The sequence below is a fragment of the Stenotrophomonas sp. YJH_SMC_25 genome, assembly GCF_059369595.1.
In genome coordinates, this window is sequence record NZ_JCAFSV010000002.1 from 29,998 (window position 1) to 49,826 (window position 19,829).

The 19,829-nt window shown below is 67.6% G+C and carries 21 protein-coding genes; 13 read left to right on the forward strand and 8 right to left on the reverse strand.

Annotated features, from left to right (window positions below; all coding sequences use genetic code 11):
• Positions 1-106 precede the first annotated feature (106 nt).
• On the forward strand, positions 107-544 hold the full coding sequence (locus AC5P7E_RS03110) for a DUF6165 family protein (RefSeq protein WP_219627478.1): 438 nt from the start codon (positions 107-109) through the stop codon (positions 542-544).
• 7 nt (positions 545-551) lie between these two features.
• Here AC5P7E_RS03110 and AC5P7E_RS03115 read toward each other — a convergent pair whose 3' ends face one another.
• Positions 552-1,223 (reverse strand): response regulator transcription factor, encoded by a 672-nt coding sequence (locus tag AC5P7E_RS03115; RefSeq protein WP_099484858.1) that lies wholly within the window; start codon positions 1,221-1,223, stop codon positions 552-554.
• Between the two features lie 190 nt (positions 1,224-1,413).
• The gene (locus tag AC5P7E_RS03120) at positions 1,414-1,986 is read right to left on the reverse strand and encodes an OmpO family porin (RefSeq protein ID WP_005407747.1); all 573 of its coding nucleotides are present in this window, start codon (positions 1,984-1,986) and stop codon (positions 1,414-1,416) included.
• 210 nt (positions 1,987-2,196) lie between these two features.
• Between AC5P7E_RS03120 and AC5P7E_RS03125 the strand changes: the two genes are divergently transcribed.
• Both AC5P7E_RS03125 and AC5P7E_RS03130 read left to right on the forward strand, forming a co-directional pair.
• Positions 2,197-4,599 (forward strand): S9 family peptidase, encoded by a 2,403-nt coding sequence (locus AC5P7E_RS03125; protein WP_114618811.1) that lies wholly within the window; start codon positions 2,197-2,199, stop codon positions 4,597-4,599.
• A gap of 91 nt (positions 4,600-4,690) precedes the next feature.
• Positions 4,691-5,050, forward strand: coding sequence for a DUF1428 domain-containing protein (locus AC5P7E_RS03130; protein WP_005407745.1), 360 nt, complete (start codon positions 4,691-4,693; stop codon positions 5,048-5,050).
• A 15-nt stretch (positions 5,051-5,065) separates the two neighbouring features.
• On the opposite strand, the gene AC5P7E_RS03135 is transcribed toward AC5P7E_RS03130, so the two are convergent.
• The gene (locus AC5P7E_RS03135) at positions 5,066-5,758 is read right to left on the reverse strand and encodes a hypothetical protein (protein WP_099475415.1); all 693 of its coding nucleotides are present in this window, start codon (positions 5,756-5,758) and stop codon (positions 5,066-5,068) included.
• 107 nt (positions 5,759-5,865) lie between these two features.
• Positions 5,866-6,744, reverse strand: coding sequence for a histone (locus tag AC5P7E_RS03140; protein WP_099474125.1), 879 nt, complete (start codon positions 6,742-6,744; stop codon positions 5,866-5,868).
• Positions 6,745-7,235: 491 nt separating this feature from the next.
• Between AC5P7E_RS03140 and AC5P7E_RS03145 the strand changes: the two genes are divergently transcribed.
• From AC5P7E_RS03145 to AC5P7E_RS03190, 10 genes are all read left to right on the forward strand, one after another.
• A complete protein-coding gene (locus AC5P7E_RS03145) occupies positions 7,236-8,669 on the forward strand; it encodes a Do family serine endopeptidase (protein WP_012478904.1) in 1,434 nt (477 codons plus the stop codon).
• A 101-nt stretch (positions 8,670-8,770) separates the two neighbouring features.
• Complete coding sequence (locus AC5P7E_RS03150) at positions 8,771-9,136, forward strand: hypothetical protein (protein ID WP_004153835.1); 366 nt, start codon at positions 8,771-8,773, stop codon at positions 9,134-9,136.
• A gap of 8 nt (positions 9,137-9,144) precedes the next feature.
• Positions 9,145-9,615: a phage holin family protein gene (locus AC5P7E_RS03155; protein ID WP_005407741.1), complete on the forward strand. Its 471-nt coding sequence runs from the start codon at positions 9,145-9,147 to the stop codon at positions 9,613-9,615.
• The gene (locus tag AC5P7E_RS03160) at positions 9,612-10,073 is read left to right on the forward strand and encodes a protein sip-5 (protein ID WP_114618810.1); all 462 of its coding nucleotides are present in this window, start codon (positions 9,612-9,614) and stop codon (positions 10,071-10,073) included. Before AC5P7E_RS03155 ends, AC5P7E_RS03160 begins: the two co-directional genes overlap by 4 nt.
• Positions 10,074-10,140: 67 nt before the next feature.
• The gene (locus AC5P7E_RS03165) at positions 10,141-11,250 is read left to right on the forward strand and encodes an AI-2E family transporter (protein ID WP_005411982.1); all 1,110 of its coding nucleotides are present in this window, start codon (positions 10,141-10,143) and stop codon (positions 11,248-11,250) included.
• Between the two features lie 91 nt (positions 11,251-11,341).
• On the forward strand, positions 11,342-11,809 hold the full coding sequence (locus AC5P7E_RS03170; RefSeq protein ID WP_005407738.1) for a hypothetical protein: 468 nt from the start codon (positions 11,342-11,344) through the stop codon (positions 11,807-11,809).
• A gap of 74 nt (positions 11,810-11,883) precedes the next feature.
• Positions 11,884-12,603 (forward strand): HAD family hydrolase, encoded by a 720-nt coding sequence (locus AC5P7E_RS03175; RefSeq protein WP_049441851.1) that lies wholly within the window; start codon positions 11,884-11,886, stop codon positions 12,601-12,603.
• A 3-nt stretch (positions 12,604-12,606) separates the two neighbouring features.
• Positions 12,607-13,974 (forward strand): leucyl aminopeptidase family protein, encoded by a 1,368-nt coding sequence (locus AC5P7E_RS03180; RefSeq protein WP_111193398.1) that lies wholly within the window; start codon positions 12,607-12,609, stop codon positions 13,972-13,974.
• Positions 13,975-14,110: 136 nt separating this feature from the next.
• A complete protein-coding gene (locus tag AC5P7E_RS03185; protein ID WP_114618809.1) occupies positions 14,111-15,214 on the forward strand; it encodes a catalase family peroxidase in 1,104 nt (367 codons plus the stop codon).
• Positions 15,211-15,747: a cytochrome b gene (locus AC5P7E_RS03190; protein WP_114618808.1), complete on the forward strand. Its 537-nt coding sequence runs from the start codon at positions 15,211-15,213 to the stop codon at positions 15,745-15,747. The genes AC5P7E_RS03185 and AC5P7E_RS03190 overlap by 4 nt, the downstream gene beginning before the upstream one ends.
• Positions 15,748-16,323: 576 nt before the next feature.
• Here the strand turns inward: AC5P7E_RS03190 and AC5P7E_RS03195 are convergent.
• From AC5P7E_RS03195 to AC5P7E_RS03210, 4 genes are read right to left on the reverse strand one after another with little or no spacing between them, the layout of a single operon-like run.
• Positions 16,324-16,926 (reverse strand): response regulator transcription factor, encoded by a 603-nt coding sequence (locus AC5P7E_RS03195; RefSeq protein ID WP_005407733.1) that lies wholly within the window; start codon positions 16,924-16,926, stop codon positions 16,324-16,326.
• Entirely contained in the window at positions 16,923-18,137 is a 1,215-nt protein-coding gene (locus AC5P7E_RS03200) for a sensor histidine kinase (protein ID WP_062605992.1), read from the reverse strand. The genes AC5P7E_RS03195 and AC5P7E_RS03200 overlap by 4 nt, the downstream gene beginning before the upstream one ends.
• 6 nt (positions 18,138-18,143) lie before the next feature.
• Entirely contained in the window at positions 18,144-18,926 is a 783-nt protein-coding gene (locus AC5P7E_RS03205) for an ABC transporter permease (RefSeq protein ID WP_099497937.1), read from the reverse strand.
• Entirely contained in the window at positions 18,923-19,819 is an 897-nt protein-coding gene (locus AC5P7E_RS03210) for an ABC transporter ATP-binding protein (protein WP_099497936.1), read from the reverse strand. Before AC5P7E_RS03210 ends, AC5P7E_RS03205 begins: the two co-directional genes overlap by 4 nt.
• Positions 19,820-19,829 lie beyond the last annotated feature (10 nt).

Below are 19,829 nucleotides of genomic sequence, written 5' to 3' on the forward strand. Positions count from 1 at the left end.
CGGTCACGCCGCCGGGAACGCAGTGTCGAGGCGGGGGCCGTAACGGATCGAGGGTGCTGCCGGGCCCGTGGCGCAAATTCGGCGTAAATCCCGTGGACTGCGGCCAATGCCAGCAGCGCGGTATCATGGCGCCCTGTTTCCAGGAACCAACCGCGTGGACGCCATCCTGACTCCGGTATCGATCGGCGAGCTGATCGACAAGATCACCATTCTCGAGATCAAGGCCGAGCGCATCGGCGATGCCGCCAAGCTGGCCAACGTCCGCACCGAGCTGGACGGCCTGCTGCCGTTGCTGCAGCAGCTGCTGCACGCACAACCGGCACTGGCCGCGCTGAAGCAGCAGCTGAAGATGATCAACGAGCGCATGTGGGACATCCAGGACCAGCTGCGCGACAAGGAAGCGGCCCAGGTGTTCGACGATGCCTTCATCCAGCTGGCACGCGGTGTCTATGGCACCAATGGCGAGCGCGTGCAGGTGAAGAACGAGATCAACCGCGTGGCCGGTTCGGCCCTGGTCGAAGAAAAGCAGTACCAGGGCGAGTAACCCCGCCTCAATCAGCGTCGATCAGATGGCGGAAGCGGAACAGCTCGCCATCGTTGCGGATGCCCAGCTTGCGGTAAGCCGCTCGCTTCTGCGTGCTGATGGTGCTGGCCGCACGCCCGCTGCGGCGTGCCATCTCGCCGGTGCTGCAGCCACGCAGCACCCACTGCAGGACAGCGCGCTCGCGCGTACTCAACCGTGGTGAACGCATGGACTGCTGGCGCTGCCGGCGGGACTGGTTCAACTGTGCACGCAGCTCCGGCGGCACGAAGCGCCCGCCGCGGGCAACCACGCTCACCGCGCGCAGCAGCATCTGCGGCGCGCAGGCCTTGGACAGGAATCCGCGCGCACCGGCCTGCAGGGCCAAGGACACAACACCCGCGTTGCAGTGTGCGGACAGCACCAGGATCGGCACTGCCGGCCAATGTCGTGATACGTGCCGCAGCAGTTCCAGGCCTTCCCCGCTGTCACCGATCGGCAAGGCGTCAACCAGCAGCAGATCGATCGCAGCTGCCTGCTGCTGCAGGCGCTGCAGCAGATCACCGCTGTGGCCGTAGCTTCCATCGACCTGCAGGCCCGTCTGCCGGGCCAGCAGTTCCTGCACGCCATGCCGCAACAGTGGATGCGGATCCAGCAGCAACAAGCGGCAGGGAGAATCGCGGGGCGAGGGAAACGCGGGCATCGTTGCATTCCTGCAGGACAGGCCACTCACCCTAGGGCGCAGCCGACGCCTGCGGAATCCAATTCGTTGCAATGCCGCCCGTCCACCTCAACACGGTCAGGTAGCGTTTGCCCAGCCGGAAACGCAACAGGCCCGGCATGGGCCGGGCCTGTCGAGGCATCTTCAGCGCGCAGGCGCGCCGAGGAAGCAATTACCAGCTGAAGCGCGGGCCGACGGTGTATTCCTTGTCGCCGTGGCGGTTCATCTTCAGCTCGCCATTCAGGCCCCAGTTCTGGTTCAGCTTGACCTGACCACCCAGGCGGCCGTACCACTGGCCGTCGATGTCGACGCCGTGCTTCTTGGCGTAGTCTTCGTAGCCGACCATGCCGTAGACCTCGGCGTGGGCACCGAAGGCGGTGCGGATACCGGCTTCAGCGCTGTAGCCGTTGAAGTCCAGGCCGTGCTTGCGATCGAACTTCTGGTAGGCAACGCGGGCAACGAAGTCGGTCGACGGAGCGATTTCGACGTTGTAGCCGGCACCGACCTTCCACTGGTCAACCTTGATGTTGGTGTGGTCGACTTCCTGACGGCTGTATTCACCGAACGCGTGGAAGTTCGGCAGGAAGCCGTAGGAACCCTTGACGCCCCAGCCGTCAGCCTTGATGCCATCGACGTCGGTCTTGGCGTAGTCGGCCTCAGCGTAGTTGTACGACAGGTTCTCAGCAGCCGAAGCGGTGAACGGCAGGGCAGCGGCCAGGGCCAGAGCAATCAGCGAATTCTTCATGGGGGTACACCTTTACTTTCTTATGGTGTGCAGCAGCGCCAGGGCGCCATCGCATCGGGAATGTAAATTCTCCGTTATTCGCCACAACGCTCCCTGAAAACAGTGGTCTTCGCATTGCTGAATTTTTGGGCTTGATTCAGGCTCCGTCTGGCATACGCGCGCGGCGCGCGTGCATCTGTAATCCTTCGACGATTGCAACAGGAGGTTGCCTTGCTCGTTTCCGATCCGCTGCGGACGTGTGTCCGCGCCGCTGTCTTTGCTTGCATTGCCCTCTCGTCGCCACACACTGCACGTGCGCTGCAGGCGACCGACTACCAGCGCGCCGAACGCGTGCATGACAGTCATCTGCGCGGCGCGCTGCGCAATGCTTCGGTCCTGCCCCACTGGCTGGCCGATGGACGATTCTGGTATGAGCGCGAAGACACTCAGGGCCGGCGCCAGGCGGTACTGGTCGATCCGGTCCAGGCGACACGCCAGACCCTGTTCGAACCCACTGCGCTGGACGCTGCGGTTGCGCCGCTCGGTGCCGGCGGGCCACGCCTGCGCCTGGCCAGCGTGCAGCAGGCGGACGATGGCCTGCGCCTGCGGTTCAGCGGAGAAGTGCCCGTCGATTGCCAATGGCCGCGCTGGCAATGCGCACGTTCGCCGGATGCGCGGCCGCCGGCCGATGCACTGCCTTCGCCCGTAGGCGATGCGTGGCTGCAGGTGCGCGACAACAACCTGTGGCTGCAGTCGCCTGGCACGGCGCCACGGGCACTGACCCACGGCGGAGAAGCCGGTAATGGCTATGGCGTGCTGCCGGACTTCGCCCTGCGCGGTATTCCACGCCGTCAGGGCCGGATGCCGGTGCGGCCGTTCGCGGTTGGCTGGTCTGCGGACGGGCGCTACGTGGCCGGCATCCGCTACGACGAACGCGCGCTGCAGGACTACCCCTATCTGGAAAGCAGCCCGACCCACAGCGCGCGGCCGCGCGTGCATGCCGTGAAGCTGGGGGTGCTGGGCGATGCACAGCAGGTGCGCGACACCCTGTTTGTGGTGGATACCCGCAGCGGCAGGCAGCATGACATCGCGCTGCCCGAGGGCTGGAACACGCTCAGTGAGGCCGGCATCCTGGGTTGGGACGGCGATCGGTTGTATGCCGTGATCGCGCACTTCGGCACGCCGCGCAGGCTGCGCCTGGTGGAGATCGATGCCAACAGCGGTGCATTGCGCACGGTTCTGGAAGAAGCCAGCGACACTCGCCTGCAGCTCAACGTGTATTCCTACAACCGGCCAGCGGTGGCCATCCTGCCCGGGCAGGACACCGCCGTGTGGTTCTCGCAGCGCGATGGTTGGGGCCATCTGTACCGGGTGCGCCTGTCCGACGGCAAAGTGCTGCGCCAGCTCACCCGCGGCCACTGGGCGGTGCGCGACCTGCTGGGTGTGGACGCTGCCGGTGGCTGGGCGTACTTCAGCGCCGGTGGCGTCGACGCGGGCGATCCTTACGTGCGCGGCCTGTACCGGGTATCGCTGCAGGGAGGGCCGGTCCAGCGCCTGGCCGCCGATGGCTACGACCACATGGCCGATGCCGGTACCGGCGCGCTGTTCGGCGGGCGCGCACCCCAGGCGCTGTCGCCCAGTGGTGGCTATCTGGTGGATACCGTTTCCCGTCTCGACCAGCCACCACGCACCGTGCTGCGGGCCAGCGATGACGGTCGCGAGCTGCTGTTGCTGGAAGCGGCGGACAACCGGGCAGTGCTTGCTGCGGGGTGGCGCCCACCGCAGCGCGAACGTCTGCTGGCCGCCGACGGGCGCACGCCGATCTTCGCCACCGTCTACCTGCCCCGCGACTATCGCGATGACGGCAGCTTCCCGGTAATCGATGCGATGTACGGCGGCGCCTTCATCAGCAATGCCCCGGTGACCTACGCCGAAGCGGTGTCCGCGCTGAATCCGGTGTCACGCGCCAGCCTGGCCGAGCTTGGCTTCGTGGTGGCCAGCATCGATGCGCGCGGCACCGGCGGCCGCGACAAGGCCTTCCATGACAGCAGCTTCCTGCACGGCGCCGATGTGCAGCTGGATGATCATGTGGCCGCGCTGCGCCAGCTGGGCGAACGCTACCCGGGCATCGACCTGCGGCGGGTCGGCATCTACGGGCATTCGTTCGGCGGTTACAGCGCGGCGCGGGCATTGCTGCGCTACCCGGCGTTCTACAAGGTGGGCGTGGCCTCGGCCGGCAGTCACAATTTCCAGGGCATGTACGGCGGCGCCCTGCACGGCATGGACCGGCTGTTCGGTGGCGTGCTGCCAGCCACGGCCATGACCGATGGCGTGCCGGCGCCCTTTGCCGGGCTCGACAATGCAGCGCTGGCCGACAACCTGCGCGGGCATCTGATGCTGGTCTATGGCGAGCTGGACGAAAACGCACCGCCGGCGCTGACCCTGCAGCTGGCCGCCGCCCTGAACAAGGCCCAGCGCAGCTACGACCTGCTGTACCTGGCCCGGCAGGACCACGAGCTGTTCCGCAACGACGCCACCTACACGACCCGCATGTGGGACTACTTCGTACGCCACCTGGCCGGCCAGCAGCCACCGGATACGGTGCTGGCACCGCTGCCCGGTGGCCCGGGCTGAACGGGCGCCCAGAGGATGTCGATCCCCGACGCTCTGGTTCGTCGTGTACTTGAAGGCCGTGCACGCGGCACGGTCCATCCGGAGGCAGGCAATGAGCTACATCGATGGTTTCGTCCTGGCGGTGCCCACCGCCAACAAAGAGAAGTTCCTCGCCCATGCACGCACAGGGGATCCCGTTTTCATCGAGTACGGCGCGCTGCGCGTGGTCGAGTGCTGGGGTGACGACGTACCGCACGGCAAGACCACCGACTTTTTCGGCGCGGTGAAAGCCACGCCGGATGAGACGGTGGTGTTTTCCTGGATCGAATGGCCGGACAAGCCGACCCGCGACGCGGGCATGAAGAAGATGATGGAAGACCCAAGGTTTGATCCGGCGACGAATCCGATGCCGTTCGACGGCGCGCGGATGATCTACGGTGGCTTCGTGCCGATCTACGAACTGACCCGCTGAACCGGGCGGACGTGCTCAGCGCGCGTCCGTTTCATCGCTGGCGGAGGCATGGCCGGCGCCCAGTGCGGCGCCGGCGCCGAGGCCCACACCGCCCATGCCGGCCCCCATTCCGCCACCGCCGCCACCGCCGCCTCCACCCGCACGACCGCCCTTGGCGTCGCCGTCGTTGCGGCCCTTGCCACTGGCACTGCCCGGCCGGGTCGGCCCCTGCGGCGGTATCTGCAGGTCGGCCGGAATCGGCGCCAGGTCCAGCGCTTCGCGCACGAAGTCGCGCAGCGAGACCACCAGTTCGTGGGTATGCACCGGTCGCCCCTGTGCAAGATCGTTGGCAGCGCGCGCAGCCAACCGCACCTGTTCGTCGGTGCCCAGCAGCAGGATGTCCGACAGCGCCGCTTCAACGGCATCGCGGATGCGGCGCGCGCGATCCGAGCGGGGTTCGGCGATGCCTTCGGCATCTTCGCGCTGGCGCAGGTCGCGGCGATGGCTGGGATCCACGCCCAGTTCGCCGGTGAACGACCCACCCAGGGTCTTGTAGGCCGCCATCAGCGTGCGCAGCCGTTCGTTGATCTGCCGGTTCTCGCGCTCGCGGCGCTGTTGCAGGGTCTGCATCACCAGCAGGCGGATGCCCACGCCCAGCAGGGTGATCAGGACCAGGCCGGCCAAGGTGGACAGCACGCCCTGCCAGGAACTGAAGTCGATACCGCGCATGCCCGGGGCTCCGGCGGAAAGAACCTGCATCTTGCCCCGGACAGTGTCCCGGAAACGCGAAAGGCCCCACCACCCGATGGGTGGCAGGGCCTTCGGTCACGGCGCGATTACTTGCGCTTGGCGGCCTTGCGCACGGCCTTCTTGGCCGGAGCCTTCTTGGCGGCGACCTTCTTCAGCGGGGCAGCCTTCTTGGCAACCGTCTTGCGGGTAGCGGCAACCTTCTTGCCAACTGCCTTCTTGGCAACGGCGGTCTTCTTGCCGACAACCTTCCTGGCAGCAGCGGTCTTCTTGCCGACGGCCTTCTTGGCGACGGCAGCCTTCTTGCCGACAACCTTCTTGGCGGCGGCGGTCTTCTTGGTGGCGACCTTCCTGGTGGCGGCAACCTTCTTGCCGACAACCTTCTTCGCAGCCACGGCCTTCTTGCCAGCGACCTTCTTGGCGGCGACGGTCTTCTTGGCCACAGCCTTCTTGGCGGTGGCGACCTTCTTGCCGACCACCTTCTTGGCGGCCGCGGTCTTCTTGGCAACGGCGGCCTTCTTGGTGGCAGCCTTCTTCACGGTGGCGACCTTCTTGCCGGCAGCCTTGGTGGCGGCCTTGGTGGTCTTCTTGGCAGCGGCGGCCTTCTTGGTCACAGCCTTGCCTGCAGCGGCCTTCTTCTTGGCCACTTCCTTCTTCAGGGCAGCGGCTTCGGCCTTGGCGTTCTTCTTGGCCGCTTCCAGCTTCTTCTTGGCGTTGGCAACAGTCTTGCCGACCGACTTGGCAGCCTTTTCGGCCTTCTTGGCAACGGTCTTCTCGACCTTGGCCACGGCCTTCTTGGCCTTGGCAACGCGGGTACCGGCAGCCTTGGTGGCGCGCTTGACGGTCTTCTTGACCGACTTCACTGCGTCTTCGGCAGCGTGGGCGATGGTCTCGCCAACGTTGGTGGCGGTTTCTTTGACGTTCTCGACAGCGTCGGTCACGACCGACACACCATTACCGTTGCTCATGTTGCCCTCCTGGGGGCCTTAAGTATCAAAACGGGGCGATGCTATACCGACATTGACGATCGTGGAACGGGGCATGCGCCACCAATCGCATCTGCTGCGACGGCGATGGTGTAGTCGACCATCCCTGCAGGCACACCGTGTTTACAGGAAACCCCTTTTTTTCAGTGCTGCGCCGCATGATCCGCGTCGTGACAGGCATTGGTTGTGTGCACCCGCCCGGATGCCGCGGCAGGCATGCAATATGGCGCGTCGCGGCACCGGGATGCGCAGAACTGCGCAAGTATCGTCCTGTATCCGCACGACCTGCGGCTGACGTCCGCACACTGCCGGGCGCCGCCTCCGCTTTCATCACCGGCCCAGCGCCGGTCGTCGCGATCCGCGTTCCCGGCGCGCGGTTTTCATGGCGCATTTATCCAGATCGCGACACACTCATTCAGCTTGTTTTACCGTAGAGCCGAACCGCCCCCATTCCCGCCAGCGAACCGACTCCCATGCGACCGCTACCTACCCTGCTCACGCTCGCAATCGCCGCCGCCTTCGGTGGCTTCGTTGCCACCGGCATCAACGCCCACCTGGACAACCGTGCCGATGCCGCACCGCTTCCAGCGGTGGTGCCGACCATGGCGGCACTGCCAGCCGCAGTGGCCGGGCAGCAGGTTCCGTCACTGGCACCGATGCTGGAGAAGGCGATGCCGGCCGTGGTCAGCGTCAACACCAAGCAGGTGGTGCGCGTACGCAATCCCTTCTTCAACGACCCGTTCTTCCGCCGCCTGTTCCCGGACATCCCGCAGGAACGCATCAACGAATCGCTGGGCTCGGGCGTGATCATCGACGCCAGGGAGGGCCTGGTGCTGACCAACCACCATGTCATCGACAACGCCGATGACGTACAGGTGACACTGGCCGACGGGCGCACGGTCAAGGCCGAATTCCTCGGCTCGGACCGCGATACCGACATCGCGCTGATCCGCATTCCGGCGCAGAACCTGACCGACATCAAGCTCGGCAACAGCGACCAGCTGCGGGTGGGCGACTTCGTGGTGGCCATCGGCAATCCGTTCGGCTTCAGCCAGACGGTCACTTCGGGCATCGTCTCGGCGGTGGGCCGCAGCGGCATCCGCGGGCTGGGCTACCAGAACTTCATCCAGACCGACGCGTCGATCAACCCGGGCAACTCGGGTGGCGCGCTGGTCGACCTGCAGGGCCAACTGGTCGGCATCAACACTGCCAGCTTCAACCCGCAGGGCAGCATGGCCGGCAACATCGGCCTGGGCCTGGCGATTCCCTCGAACCTGGCGCGCAGCGTGGTCGACCAGCTGGTCAAGCACGGCGTGGTGGTGCGCGGCACGCTGGGCGTGGAAAGCCAGAACCTGACCGCGCAGATCGCGCAGGGCCTGGGCCTGGGCGAAACCCGCGGTGCGCTGATCACCCGCGTGCTGGCCGGTTCGGCCGCCGCCGCCGCCGGCCTGAAGCCGGGCGACGTGGTGGTGTCGGCCAATGGCCAGCGCGTGGACAGCGCCGAAGCCCTGCACAACGTGGAAGGCCTGGCGGCGGTCGGCAGCCCGATGACGCTGGACGTACGCCGCGAAGGCAAGCCGCTGCAGATCAAGGCGACGTTGAAGGAACAAGCACGCGCGGTCACCGGCGACAGCCTGGACCCGCGCCTGGGCGGGGCCACCTTCGTCGACCTGCCCGAGTCGCTGCGCCAGTCAGGCGCCAGCGGCGTGCTGGTCAGCGAGGTCAAGCGCGGCAGCCGCGCCGCCAGCAACGGCCTGCAGCAGGGCGACATCATCACCGATGCCACCGTCGGTGAATTCGCCGACCTGGCCAGCTGGCGCGCCAACTTCCAGCAGCGCCCGCCGACGCTGGTGCTGCGCGTGCTGCGCAACAATGGCCAGCAGCAGGGCCAGCTCGTGATGCGCTGATCGCCCTGCCGTAACACCCCCTATACCCCGGCAATGTTATTGCTGTCAGTCCAGGTCGGCACCGCCGACTCCCGTTCCCCCATCGCAACAGGAGTGATTCGATGAGCCCCACCAATACCGAGAACCTGAAGGAACACCTGGGTGAAGCCGGTTCCCACCTGAAGCAGGCCGCTACGGCCGCCGGCGGTGCGATCAAGGGTGCAACCGGTGCAGCGACCGACGAGCTTCGCATCGGCAAGGCCAACGTCAAGGCTGAATTGTCCGACAGTGCACTGTCCGGCCTGGCCGCCGCCGAGTTCGGCGGTGCCGCCGCCAAGGAACAGGTCGATGCGCTGATGGACAAGGGCAAGGACCTGATCGACAGCGCCGCCGAACTGATCCGCGAACGTCCGCTGGCCTCGTTCGGCGTCGCCTTCGCAGCCGGCTGGATCATCGCCAAGCTGGCCCGCGGCAGCAGCGACAAGTAAGCCGCAGCGTGAGCGAAGACAACACGCAAGCGCCTGACCCGGCGGCCACCCCGCCGCTGGATGAGAGCATCCGCCAGGTCGGCGCGGCCGGTCGTGCCGCTGCCGATTCGGCCAAGCACACGCTGCGTTCACTGCGCCGGCTGGCCTCGGCCGACTTCGCGCTGGCGCGCAGCGCATTCGGTCGCGCGCTGGCCTGGGCCGGCGTGGCGATCGTGTTTGGTGCATCGGCGTGGCTGCTGATGGCCGCCACCCTCATCGCGCTGCTGCAGAGCTGGGGCCTGAGTTGGCTGCAGGCCCTGCTGATCACCTCGCTGCTGAGCCTGGCCGTCACCGGCTATGCGATCTGGCGGGTGTCCTACTTCTTCCACCACACCGGCATGCACGCCACCCGGCGTCAGCTGTCACGCCTGGGCCTGTTTGACGAACCCAGCGAAGACGACCCTGATGCCGGCGTGCAGCTGCCCGAGGGCAAGCCATGAAGTTCGGCGCGCTGCAGCGGCGGGTAAAACGCTGCGAACAGGTGGTGACCGTGCGCCTGGGCGAGACACAGGACCACTGGTCCACCCTCGGCCAGGTATGGCGACAGGGCTGGTCGCCGTTGCGCATCGTGGTGGTCGGCCTGGCCGGTGGCTTCATCGCCGGCAAGCTGGAGGTGCCGGGCAAGGTCAACGGTGCCCGCTGGCTGCAGATGGTCGGTTCGGTCTCGAACCTGTTCGCCAGTGCGCAGGCGGCGTTCGCCACGGCGATGGCGGCGCAGGCTGCGGCCACCGCCGACGATGCGGCCGAAGAAGCCGACGATGCCAGCGAGCAGGCACAGGCAGCGGCCTCCGCTGCCGGAGCACGGCCGCCACCGGCACCACGCTCCGTACCGGAGCCAGAACCGGACCTGCGCGGACCGCGTCCGGCCGAAGCGGCCACCGAGCTGTCCGAACGTTGATCCATGGAATCCGCCGCGCCGATCGCGGCCGGCGGATAATGCGCTCCCCTTTCCGGTTGATGCGTCGATGAGCGAGTCCCTCCTGTCCCCACCACCGGCCGGCCCCGACGAGCCAGAGGCCGCGCTGCCACCACCGTCGCGCCCGCGCGGGCCGATGTCGCTGGTGGTGCTGGCGACCCTGGCGGTGGGCTACACGCTGTGGGCCGCGCAGGACATCATCCTGCCGGTGCTGCTGGCGATGTTCTTCGCCCTGGTCGGCAACCCGATCCTGCGCCTGCTGCAGAAGCTGTGGATTCCGCGCGCGCTGGGCGCACTGTTGATCCTCGGCGCCGGCCTGGGCGTGACCGGTTCGCTCGCCGTGCAGCTGATCGGCCCGGCGATGGAATGGGCGCAGGAAGCCCCACAGCAGCTGCGCAAGGTCGCCCGCCAGGTGCAGGACCTGACCAAGCCGGTGCAGCAGGCCAACCAGGCGGCGGAAAACTTCGCCCGTGTGGCCGGTGGTGACAGCAACCACAAGGTGCAGGTGATCCGTACCCAGCTGGACGACCCGTACCGCATGCTGACCCGTGCACCGCGGCTGGCTGCCTCGGTGTTGGCCGTGGTGCTGCTGACGCTGTTCTTCATGATCTACGGGCAGAGCCTGCAGCGCGCGGCGATCGCCCTGTTCCCCAACCGCCAGCAGCAGCGCTTCACCACGGACATCCTGCGTTCGATCGAACGCGAGGTCTCGCGTTACGTGCTGACCATCAGCGTCATCAACACTCTGGTCGGGCTGGTGTTCGCCGGCGTGCTGATGCTGCTCGGTATCGGCCTGCAGGAAGCGCTGCTGTGGGGCACGGTGGCCGCGCTGCTGAATTTTGCGCCGTATGTGGGTCCGTTGATCGGCGTGGCGCTGATGCTGTTGATGGGCTTCGTCGAGTTCCGCGACCCGCTGCAGGCCCTGCTGCCAGCGGCCGCCTACCTGGGCCTGCACACGCTGGAAGGGCAGATGGTGACCCCGATCGTGCTGGGCCGTCGGATGAAGCTGTCGCCGCTGGTGCTGATCCTGGCGCTGATGGTGTTCGGCTGGGCCTGGGGCATGATCGGGCTGCTGCTGGCGGTGCCGCTGCTGGTGTGCATCAAGCTGGTGCTGGCACGCCTGGACGGCATGCAGGGCTGGGCACGCCTGCTGGAGTGACGGCATCAACAACGGATGGACGCAGGTGGCGGAACCAGAAACAGGGACGAAGTGGCAGACTATGGCGCCCTACCCGGATGGATCCGCTCGGATGAACTCTCTCGCCACGCGTTGCCTTGCCTTGGCCTGCATTGCCGCTCCCGCGTTCGCCGCGACACCGCCGACTGCCGATCAGGCGCGCACCCAGCTTGCTGAGGCGGTTACCTGCAAGCGGCACCTCACGCCCATACAGTTCGACGCCATGGCCCGGATGCTGACACCGGCCCCGGCAAGGGTGCAGGACGGCGAATCCAGCGGCGAGTTCCGGCTGACCACGCCCTTGATGGTGCTGGGCCAGCCCGTGAACCGGCTGCAGTCCTATGACGGCGACAGCGGCGAGGATGGCATCGACAGTTTCACCGCGTACTTCAGCTCGGCCAGTGTGGAACAGGTCGCGGCACTGGCGAAGATGTCCGACCCGGTAGCAGGCACCTACACGAAGGAAGTTGGCCGGCACAACCTGGACGTGCAGCAGTTCGACGGCCAGACCACCATCGCCTGCTCGTACAACCTGCGCTGACCCGGCCCAGCCACAGTGCCCACCCGCCCGCCGCGTCGCATGAAAGCCCGCGCGGGCAGGGGTAGAATGGCGGGGTGAATTTCCCCGTCCAAGCCATCACCCTCGACCTTGACGACACGCTCTGGCCGTTCGCTCCGATCGGCGCCCGCATCGAACAGGTCCTGCACGCCTGGATGTGCGAACACAGCCCCGCTACCGCCGCGATGTATCCGGTGGAGGCGATGCGCGAACTGCGCGAGCGGCTGTACCACGCCCATCCGCACCTCCACCACGACCTGAGTGCGCTGCGCCGGCTGACCCTGCACGAAGCACTGCACACCAGCGGTGCCAGCCTCGATCTGCTGGAGCCTGCGTATGAAGTGTTCTACGCCGCGCGCAACCAGGTGGAGTGCTATCCCGATGCGATCGACGCGCTGGCGCGCATTGCCGCACGGGTACCGGTGGCGGCGCTGAGCAACGGCAACGCCGACCTGGAGCGGATCGGACTGGCCCATCATTTCGCCTTCCAGCTGGGTTCGCGCGAACACGGCGCGGCCAAGCCCGAAGCCAGCATCTTCCATGCCGCGTGCACCCGCCTGGGTGTGGCACCGGCACAGGTGCTGCACGTCGGCGATCATGCCGACATGGACGTGGCCGGGGCGATTGCCGCCGGCCTGCGCGGCTGCTGGATCAACCGCGACGCAGCCACCTGGACCCATCCGCAGCTGCAGCCGGACCTGCAGTTCGACACCCTTACCGGCCTGGCCGACTGGTTGGATGCCAACCTCGACGCCGCCGCACCCCGGAGTACCTGACGCATGAGCGAGATCACTGGTTTCACCGCCGACACCGCTGCGGCGCTGCCGTTGTACGTGCTGGACCGCGAGCAGTTCGCCGCCTGGAAGGACAGCCAGCCGGCTGCCACCCAGGCGTGGTTGGCATCGCAGGGCTTCAACGCCGGCGCCCACAGCGTGGCACTGCTGCCGGGCGCCGATGGCCTGGCCGGTGCCTTGATGGGCGTGGGTGATCGTGCCGATGCCTACAGCTATGCGCATGCGCCGCACGCGCTGCCGGAAGGCAGCGTCTGGCAGCTGGCCAATGAACTGCCGGCCGCCGAACTGGCGCTGCTGCAGCTGGGCTGGGGCCTGGGCAGCTACCGCTTTGACCGCTATCGCAAGCGCAACCGCGCACCGGCGCAGCTGGTGGCCTCGCCGACCGGCGAAGTGGCCGACCTGATCGCCGCCAGCCTGCGCGTGCGCGACTGGGTCAACACCCCGACCGAAGACATGGGCCCGCAGCAGCTGGAAGACGCCGCGCGCGCGCTGGCCGATGCACATGGTGCGCAGGTCGAGGCGATTACCGGCGACGAACTGCTGAAGCAGAATTTCCCGGCCATCCACGCCGTGGGCCGCGCTTCGCACCGTGCGCCGCGCCTGGTCGTGCTGCGCTGGGGCAGGGAAACCGACCCGGCGCTGGTGCTGGTGGGCAAGGGCGTGTGCTTCGATACCGGCGGGCTGGACATCAAGCCGGCCGACGGCATGCGCAACATGAAGAAGGACATGGGCGGCGCCGCGCACGCACTGGCCCTGGCCGGCCTGGTGATGGCGCGCGGGCTGCCGGTGCGCCTGACCCTGCTGGTGCCGGCAGTGGAAAACGCGATCGGCCCCGATGCGTTCCGTCCGGGCGAGGTCATCGCCACCCGCAAGGGCCTGAGCGTGGAGATCGACAACACCGACGCCGAGGGCCGCGTGATCCTGTGCGACGCATTGACCTTCGCCGGTGAGCAGAAACCGGACCTGGTGCTGGACTTCGCCACCCTCACCGGTGCCGCGCGCATCGCCCTGGGCCCGGACCTGCCGGCACTGTTCAGCAACGACGACACGGTGGCCCAGCAGTGGCTGCAGGCCGGTGACGCGACCCGCGACCCGGTCTGGCGCATGCCGCTGTGGCGCCCCTACCTGCGCTACCTGAGCAGCGGCATCGCCGACCTGGCCAACGCCGGTTCGCGCATGGCCGGCTCGGTTACCGCCGCGCTGTACCTGGAACGCTTCCTGGAAGACGGCCAGCGCTGGGCGCATCTGGACGTGTATGCCTGGAACGACGGCGAGCGCCCGGGCCGTCCGGCCGGTGGCGAAGCGCTGGCGCTGCGCTCGGCGTGGGCGATGCTGAAGCAGCGCTACAGCTGATCGGGTGGGTGCCGACCGTTGGTCGGCACGCCGTCCCCGGAAAATCTGACGAAAAATTGAATTTCGGCCCCGGCCGGGTTCTGCGAGGATGTGTGGGTCGACCACCCACACGCTCCGTGAAGGCAGGACTCCGGCCATGTCGCTCTTCCGCTACACCCGCGCTGGCCAGACGCCGGGCGCGCCACGCAAGCATTCACCCCTGCTCTGGATCGCACTGATCGCACTCATTCTGGGTGCGGTCGCGCTGGCCTTCGCCTGGCTGGCCGGCTGGATTGGCGGCCGCCTGACCGCGCAGCGCTTTACCGACACCATCGAAGCCACCGGCCCGGCACATCCCGGGTTCCGCCGGGCGCACAGCAAGGGCATCTGCGTGAGCGGCTGGTTCGAACCCAGTGCACAGGCCCCTACCCTGTCCAGTGCACGGGTGTTCTCGCAGCGCCGCGTGCCGGTGATGGGCCGCCTGTCGATCGGCGGTGGTGATCCCTACGGTGCCGACAACACCGCGCGCGTACGCAGCCTGGCGGTGCAGATGGTCAGCGATGATGGCCAGGAATGGCGCATGGCGATGAACAGCTTCCCGTTCTTCGCCGTGCCCGATGCCGAGGCGTTCTACGAGCAGACGCGCGCCTCCATTCCCGACCCGACCACCGGCAAGCCCGACCCGCAGAAGATGGCCGCGGTGCTGGCGAAATACCCCAGTGCACAGGCGTTCCAGCAGTGGGCCAGGACGGCACCTTGGACCAGCAGCTGGGCTGACACCACCTTCAACAGCGTCAACAGCTTCTGGTTCACCAACGCGCAGGGCCAGAAGCGCGCGGTGCGCTGGCGCTGGCAGCCGCAGGCGCCGGTGGTGGAGATGGATGCGGAAACGCGCAAGCAGGCCAGCGTCGATTTCCTCAGCCAGGAACTGCAGCAGCGCCTGGCCAGCGGCCCGGTGCGCTGGAGCCTGGTCGTCACTACCGCCGAGCCTCGCGATGCCATCGATGATCCGTCGGTACCGTGGCCCGAATCGCGTGATCAGGTGGTGGCCGGCGTACTCAGCCTGGCCCGCATGCAGTCGCAGGAAAAAGGCGCGTGCGGCCAGATCAACTTCGATCCGCTGATTCTGCCCAGCGGCGTGCGCGGCAGTGACGATCCGATCCTGGCCGCACGCTCTGCGGTGTACTCGCAATCCTTCAACCGCCGCGAGCGCGAGCGCGCCAGCGGCAACGTCGAGCAACCGAAGGAGGCCGCGCGATGAACACCCATAACGGCCACTTCAACCTGCTGGCGCGGGTGCTGCACTGGACCATGGCGCTGATGATCATCGCCATGCTGTTCATCGGCGTGACCATGGTCGCCTCGCTGCACCTGCGGCCGATGCTGATCGACCTGCACCGACCACTGGGCATCGCGATTCTGCTGCTGGTGCTGCTGCGCCTGTACAACCGGCTGCGCCATCGCCCACCGGCGCTGCCTGCCGACCTGCCGGTCTGGCAGGGGGTGGCGGCCAAGGCCTCGCACTGGATGCTGTACGCGCTGATGCTGGCGATGCCGTTGATCGGCTGGGCGATGCTGTCGGCCGGCGGTTACCCGATCGTGCTGTGGGGTGGCCTGCACCTGCCGCCGATCGTGCCGCACACCCCGGCGTTGTATGCCGCGCTGCGCAATGCGCACAGCTTGTTGGCGTATGTGTTGTTCGCCACGGTGCTGATGCATGTGGGGGCGGCGCTGTTCCATTTGTGGGTGCGGCGGGATGGCGTGTTCCAGGCGATGGCGCGCGGGAAGGATTGATCGGGTTCGCCGGGTGTTCCCGGCGGATTGTTTCCGCGACTGCGGAGGGGTGTCACTTTCTTTGCGCGCAAAGAAAGTAACCAAAGAAACGCTCCGCCGGCCGCGAGCCGGCGTGCTTCGCACGCCGGTGCCCTGCGCTCCTCGGTCCGTCGAGGGACGGCGCGGGAACTCGCTGCGCTCAGACACCCGCACCTCTTCGCCCTCGCCGGACCTCCGGTGCTCGGCTCGCTTGAAGGCGGACTGGAAGGTCAAGATCAAGAGCAACAGCATCCACGCATGGCGTGGATCTACTGGGTGCAGCTGTGGCTTTTGACGTTGGGTCCGCCTTCTAGCGAGCCGAGCATCGCAGGGGAATCAGGGGCGTAGAGGCGCCGGTGTTTGAGCGAAGCGAGTTCGGCGCCGTCCCCTGATTCCCCGAGAAGCGCAGGGAACCGTCGCGTAGCGACGGCTCGCGCTCTGGCGGCGTGTTTCTTTGGTTACTTTCTTTGCACGAGCAAAGAAAGTGACACCTCTCCGCAGGCGCGGTAACAATCCGCCGGGCAGCGCCCGGCGCTACCAGTGCGTCGGCGCACGCCCCTACAACCATCCCTTCTGCCGCGCCAGCCGGTACGCCTCGATCCGGTTGGCCACGCCCAGCTTGCCGATGCACTCGGACAGGTAATTGCGCACCGTGCCATGCGACAACCCCAGCTGCTCGGCAATCTCGCTGGCGGTACGGCCCTCGCCCGCCAGCCGCAGCACGCGGCGTTCGCGGTCGGTCAGCGGGTCGGCCTGCGACCAGGCATCCAGTGCCAGCTGTGGGTCGATCGCGCGGATGCCCTGTTTCACCTTGCGCAGGGCATCGGCCAGGTTCTCGGCCGGTGCGTCCTTCAGCAGGTAGCCCAGCACGCCCGCTTCCAGCGCGCGGCGCAGGAAGCCGGCACGGGCGAAGGTGGTCACGATCACGACCTTGATCGGCAACTCGTGGCGGGCGATGCGCTGGGCCAGTTCCAGCCCGGACAGGCCAGGCATTTCGATGTCAGTGACCAGAATGTCCGGCTGCAGCTGCTGCAGCATGCGCCACGCCGCCTCGCCGTCGGCAGCGCTGCCCAGCACCTCGATGTCCGGCTCCAGGCCCAGCAGCGCCGACAATGCACCGCGCACCATCGCCTGGTCTTCGGCCAGCAGGATGCGGATCATGCGGCACCATCCCGTGCCAATGACGCTGGCGACAGCGGCGTGGTCGCGGCCACCAGTGGCACGCGCACGGTCACTACCGTGCCTTCTCCGCGCGACGACTGCAGTGACAACTGGCCGCCCAGCGCCATCGCCCGTTCGCGCATGCCACACAATCCGTTGCCCTCGGCCTGTACGCCACCGCGGCCGTCATCGCGTATCTGCATCACCAACTGTCGTTCCTCAAGCATGAAATCCACCTGCACCCGGGTCGCCTGTGCGTGGCGCACGATGTTGGTCGCAGCCTCGCGCAGCACCAGCGCCAGCCCACGTTCCACGTCGACCGGCATCGGCGGCGGCGGTGTGTACTGCAGGTGTACCTGCTGGCATTCCAGCAGCAGCCGCGCCGAGGCCAGCTCGCCGGCCAGGTCGCTGGCGCGGATGCCGGTCACCGCACTGCGCACCTGGGCCAGCGCCTCGCGGGCGATCGCTTCGGCTTCGCCGATCTCCTGCCGCGCGCGCGCGCCATCACGGTCGTACAGCTTGCGCGCCAGCTCCAGCTTCAGCGTGATCAGCGACAGCGTGTGGCCCAGCAGGTCATGCAGATCGCGGCCGATGCGCTCGCGCTCGGCGGTAGTGGCCAGCCGCCGCACCTCGTCCTGGGACAGCTGCAGGGCAACGTCCCGTTGATGGCTCAAGGCCTCCACGTTCACCACCAGGCCGACGATGAACGACACGGCCGGCATCCACACCATGGCTTGCCACGGATAACCGACGTAGAGCGCAGCGCCGCAGAACAACAGGTTCAGGCCGGTGAGCTGCAACAGGTACACCCACCAGCCGCCACGGCTGCTCATGCGGATCATCACGCAACCGAACACGAAGTAGCTCAGTCCCGACGGATACCACGGCAGCAGCACCAGGGCCATCAGGATCATGCCCAGCGCATAGCGCCATGCGTGGTGCCGTGGCGCCAGCATCACCTTCGCATAGAGCAGCAGGAACAGCGGATAGCTGGCCACGGTCAGCAGCAGCCAGCGCACCGTGAAGCCATTGCCAAGCACCGGGGTGAGGAAGATCCAGACCGACCACAGCAGGTGGATCGCACCACTCCAGGGCGACTTGCCACGCCTCAGCAGATCGGCCACCGCCGAATCCGGTGCGGGGCGCAGCAGGGACGCAAGCCAGCTCGACGACACGGAAGAATCCAGGCGGGAATGATCGCTGCCGATCATGCCAGTTCAGCCGATCCGGCGCAGGCGGCGGCGCGCCAGCAGCAGCGCCACCACCGTGACCGCCAGCAGCACCAGCAGGTGGCCAGCCATGCTGCCCACCGACGGCAGCCCGACCACCGGCAGCGCCAGCTGCGCCAGATGCCAGGTTGGCCACAGCGGTGCCATCATCGAGAACACCTTGGGCAGCGCCGACAACGGCAGCCACAGGCCCGACAGCAGGGCCAGCGGCAGGTAGACCAGGTTGACCATCGCCGGCGCCGCGCTGGCACTGACATGACTGCCGATCAGCAGGCCGATCGCGCCCAGCGGCAGCGCTGCCAGGCCCGCCACCGCCAGCAGCTGCAGCATCTGCACTGCCTGCAGCTGCACGCCACCCAGCGCGCGCGCCACCCCGATCAACAGGGCGGCTACCAGCAACGCGAACATCACCGCCATCACCAGTCGCGCCAGCAACGGTGCCGCCGCCGGCATCGGCAGCGCTCGCTTGAGGGTCAGCAGGCCGCCTTCACGGTCCAGCGCCAGCTGCACGCCGAAGCCGAACAGGGCCGGGGCCATCGCACCGAACACGCAGTAGGTGGCCAGCAGGTAGAGCGGTGCATGGCCGCGGCCCAACAGCACGCCGAACAACAGGTAGAACAGCACCGGGAACAGCAGCGAAGGCACCGCGAAGGCGGGTGTACGCCAGGCGCGGCGCAGCTCGGCCACCAGTTCAGCGCCGTACGGGCGCAAGGCCTGACGCCACGCCGATACCGGCGCGGGTGTAGTGCCGGTACGGGTCATCGTGTTCATGCGGCCTCCCGGGTCATGTCGAGGAAAGCGTCGGCCAGTGCCGCGCCCTGTACTTCCAGCTCACGCAGCTGTGCATCGGCGGCCAGCAGACGCGCCACCACCGGCTCGGCCGGGCTCGCCAGCAACTGCAGATGCTCGCCGTCACGCTGCACCTGCTGCACGCCCGGCCATTGCTGTACGTCTTCAACAGTCAGCACGCTGCGGCAGCGGATGCGGCGCGGCCGATCGACCAGGCGCAGCTCGCTCAACGGTGCGTCGGCCAGCACCCGGCCCTGCTCCAGCACCAGCACCTGCCGCGCCAGCGCTTCGGCCTCTTCCAGATAGTGGGTGGTCAGCAGCACGCCGCAGCCTTCGGCCACCAGCTGCCGGATCGCCTGCCACATCACCTGCCGCGCCTGGATGTCCAGGCCGGTGGTGGGCTCGTCCAGGAACAGCACGCGCGGGCGGCCACACAGCGCGATGGCGAACTGCACCGCGCGCTGCTGGCCACCGGACAGCTGACCGTAGCGACGGCCTGCCAGTGCCTGCAGGCCTGCGCGCTGCAGCACCTCCTGCAGCGGCATCGGGTCCGGATAGCAGGCGCTGGCCTGCGCCACCAGTTCGTCCACCTGCAGCATCGGCGGCAGGCTGGTGCTCTGCAGCATCACGCCCAGGCCGAGGCGGCTGCTGCGCTGCTGCGGGTCGCCACCGAGCAGCTCGACCTGGCCGGCATCGGCGCGGCGCAGGCCCAACAGCACGCTGATCGCGGTACTCTTGCCGGCACCGTTGCGGCCCAGCAATGCCAGCACCTGGCCAGCGCGGACCTGCAGGTCGATGCCCTGCAGGGCGGTATGGTCGCGGTAGCGCACCTGCACCTGCTGCAGGCGGGCCAGCGACGGGGCGATCGGATCCATGGGCGGTACC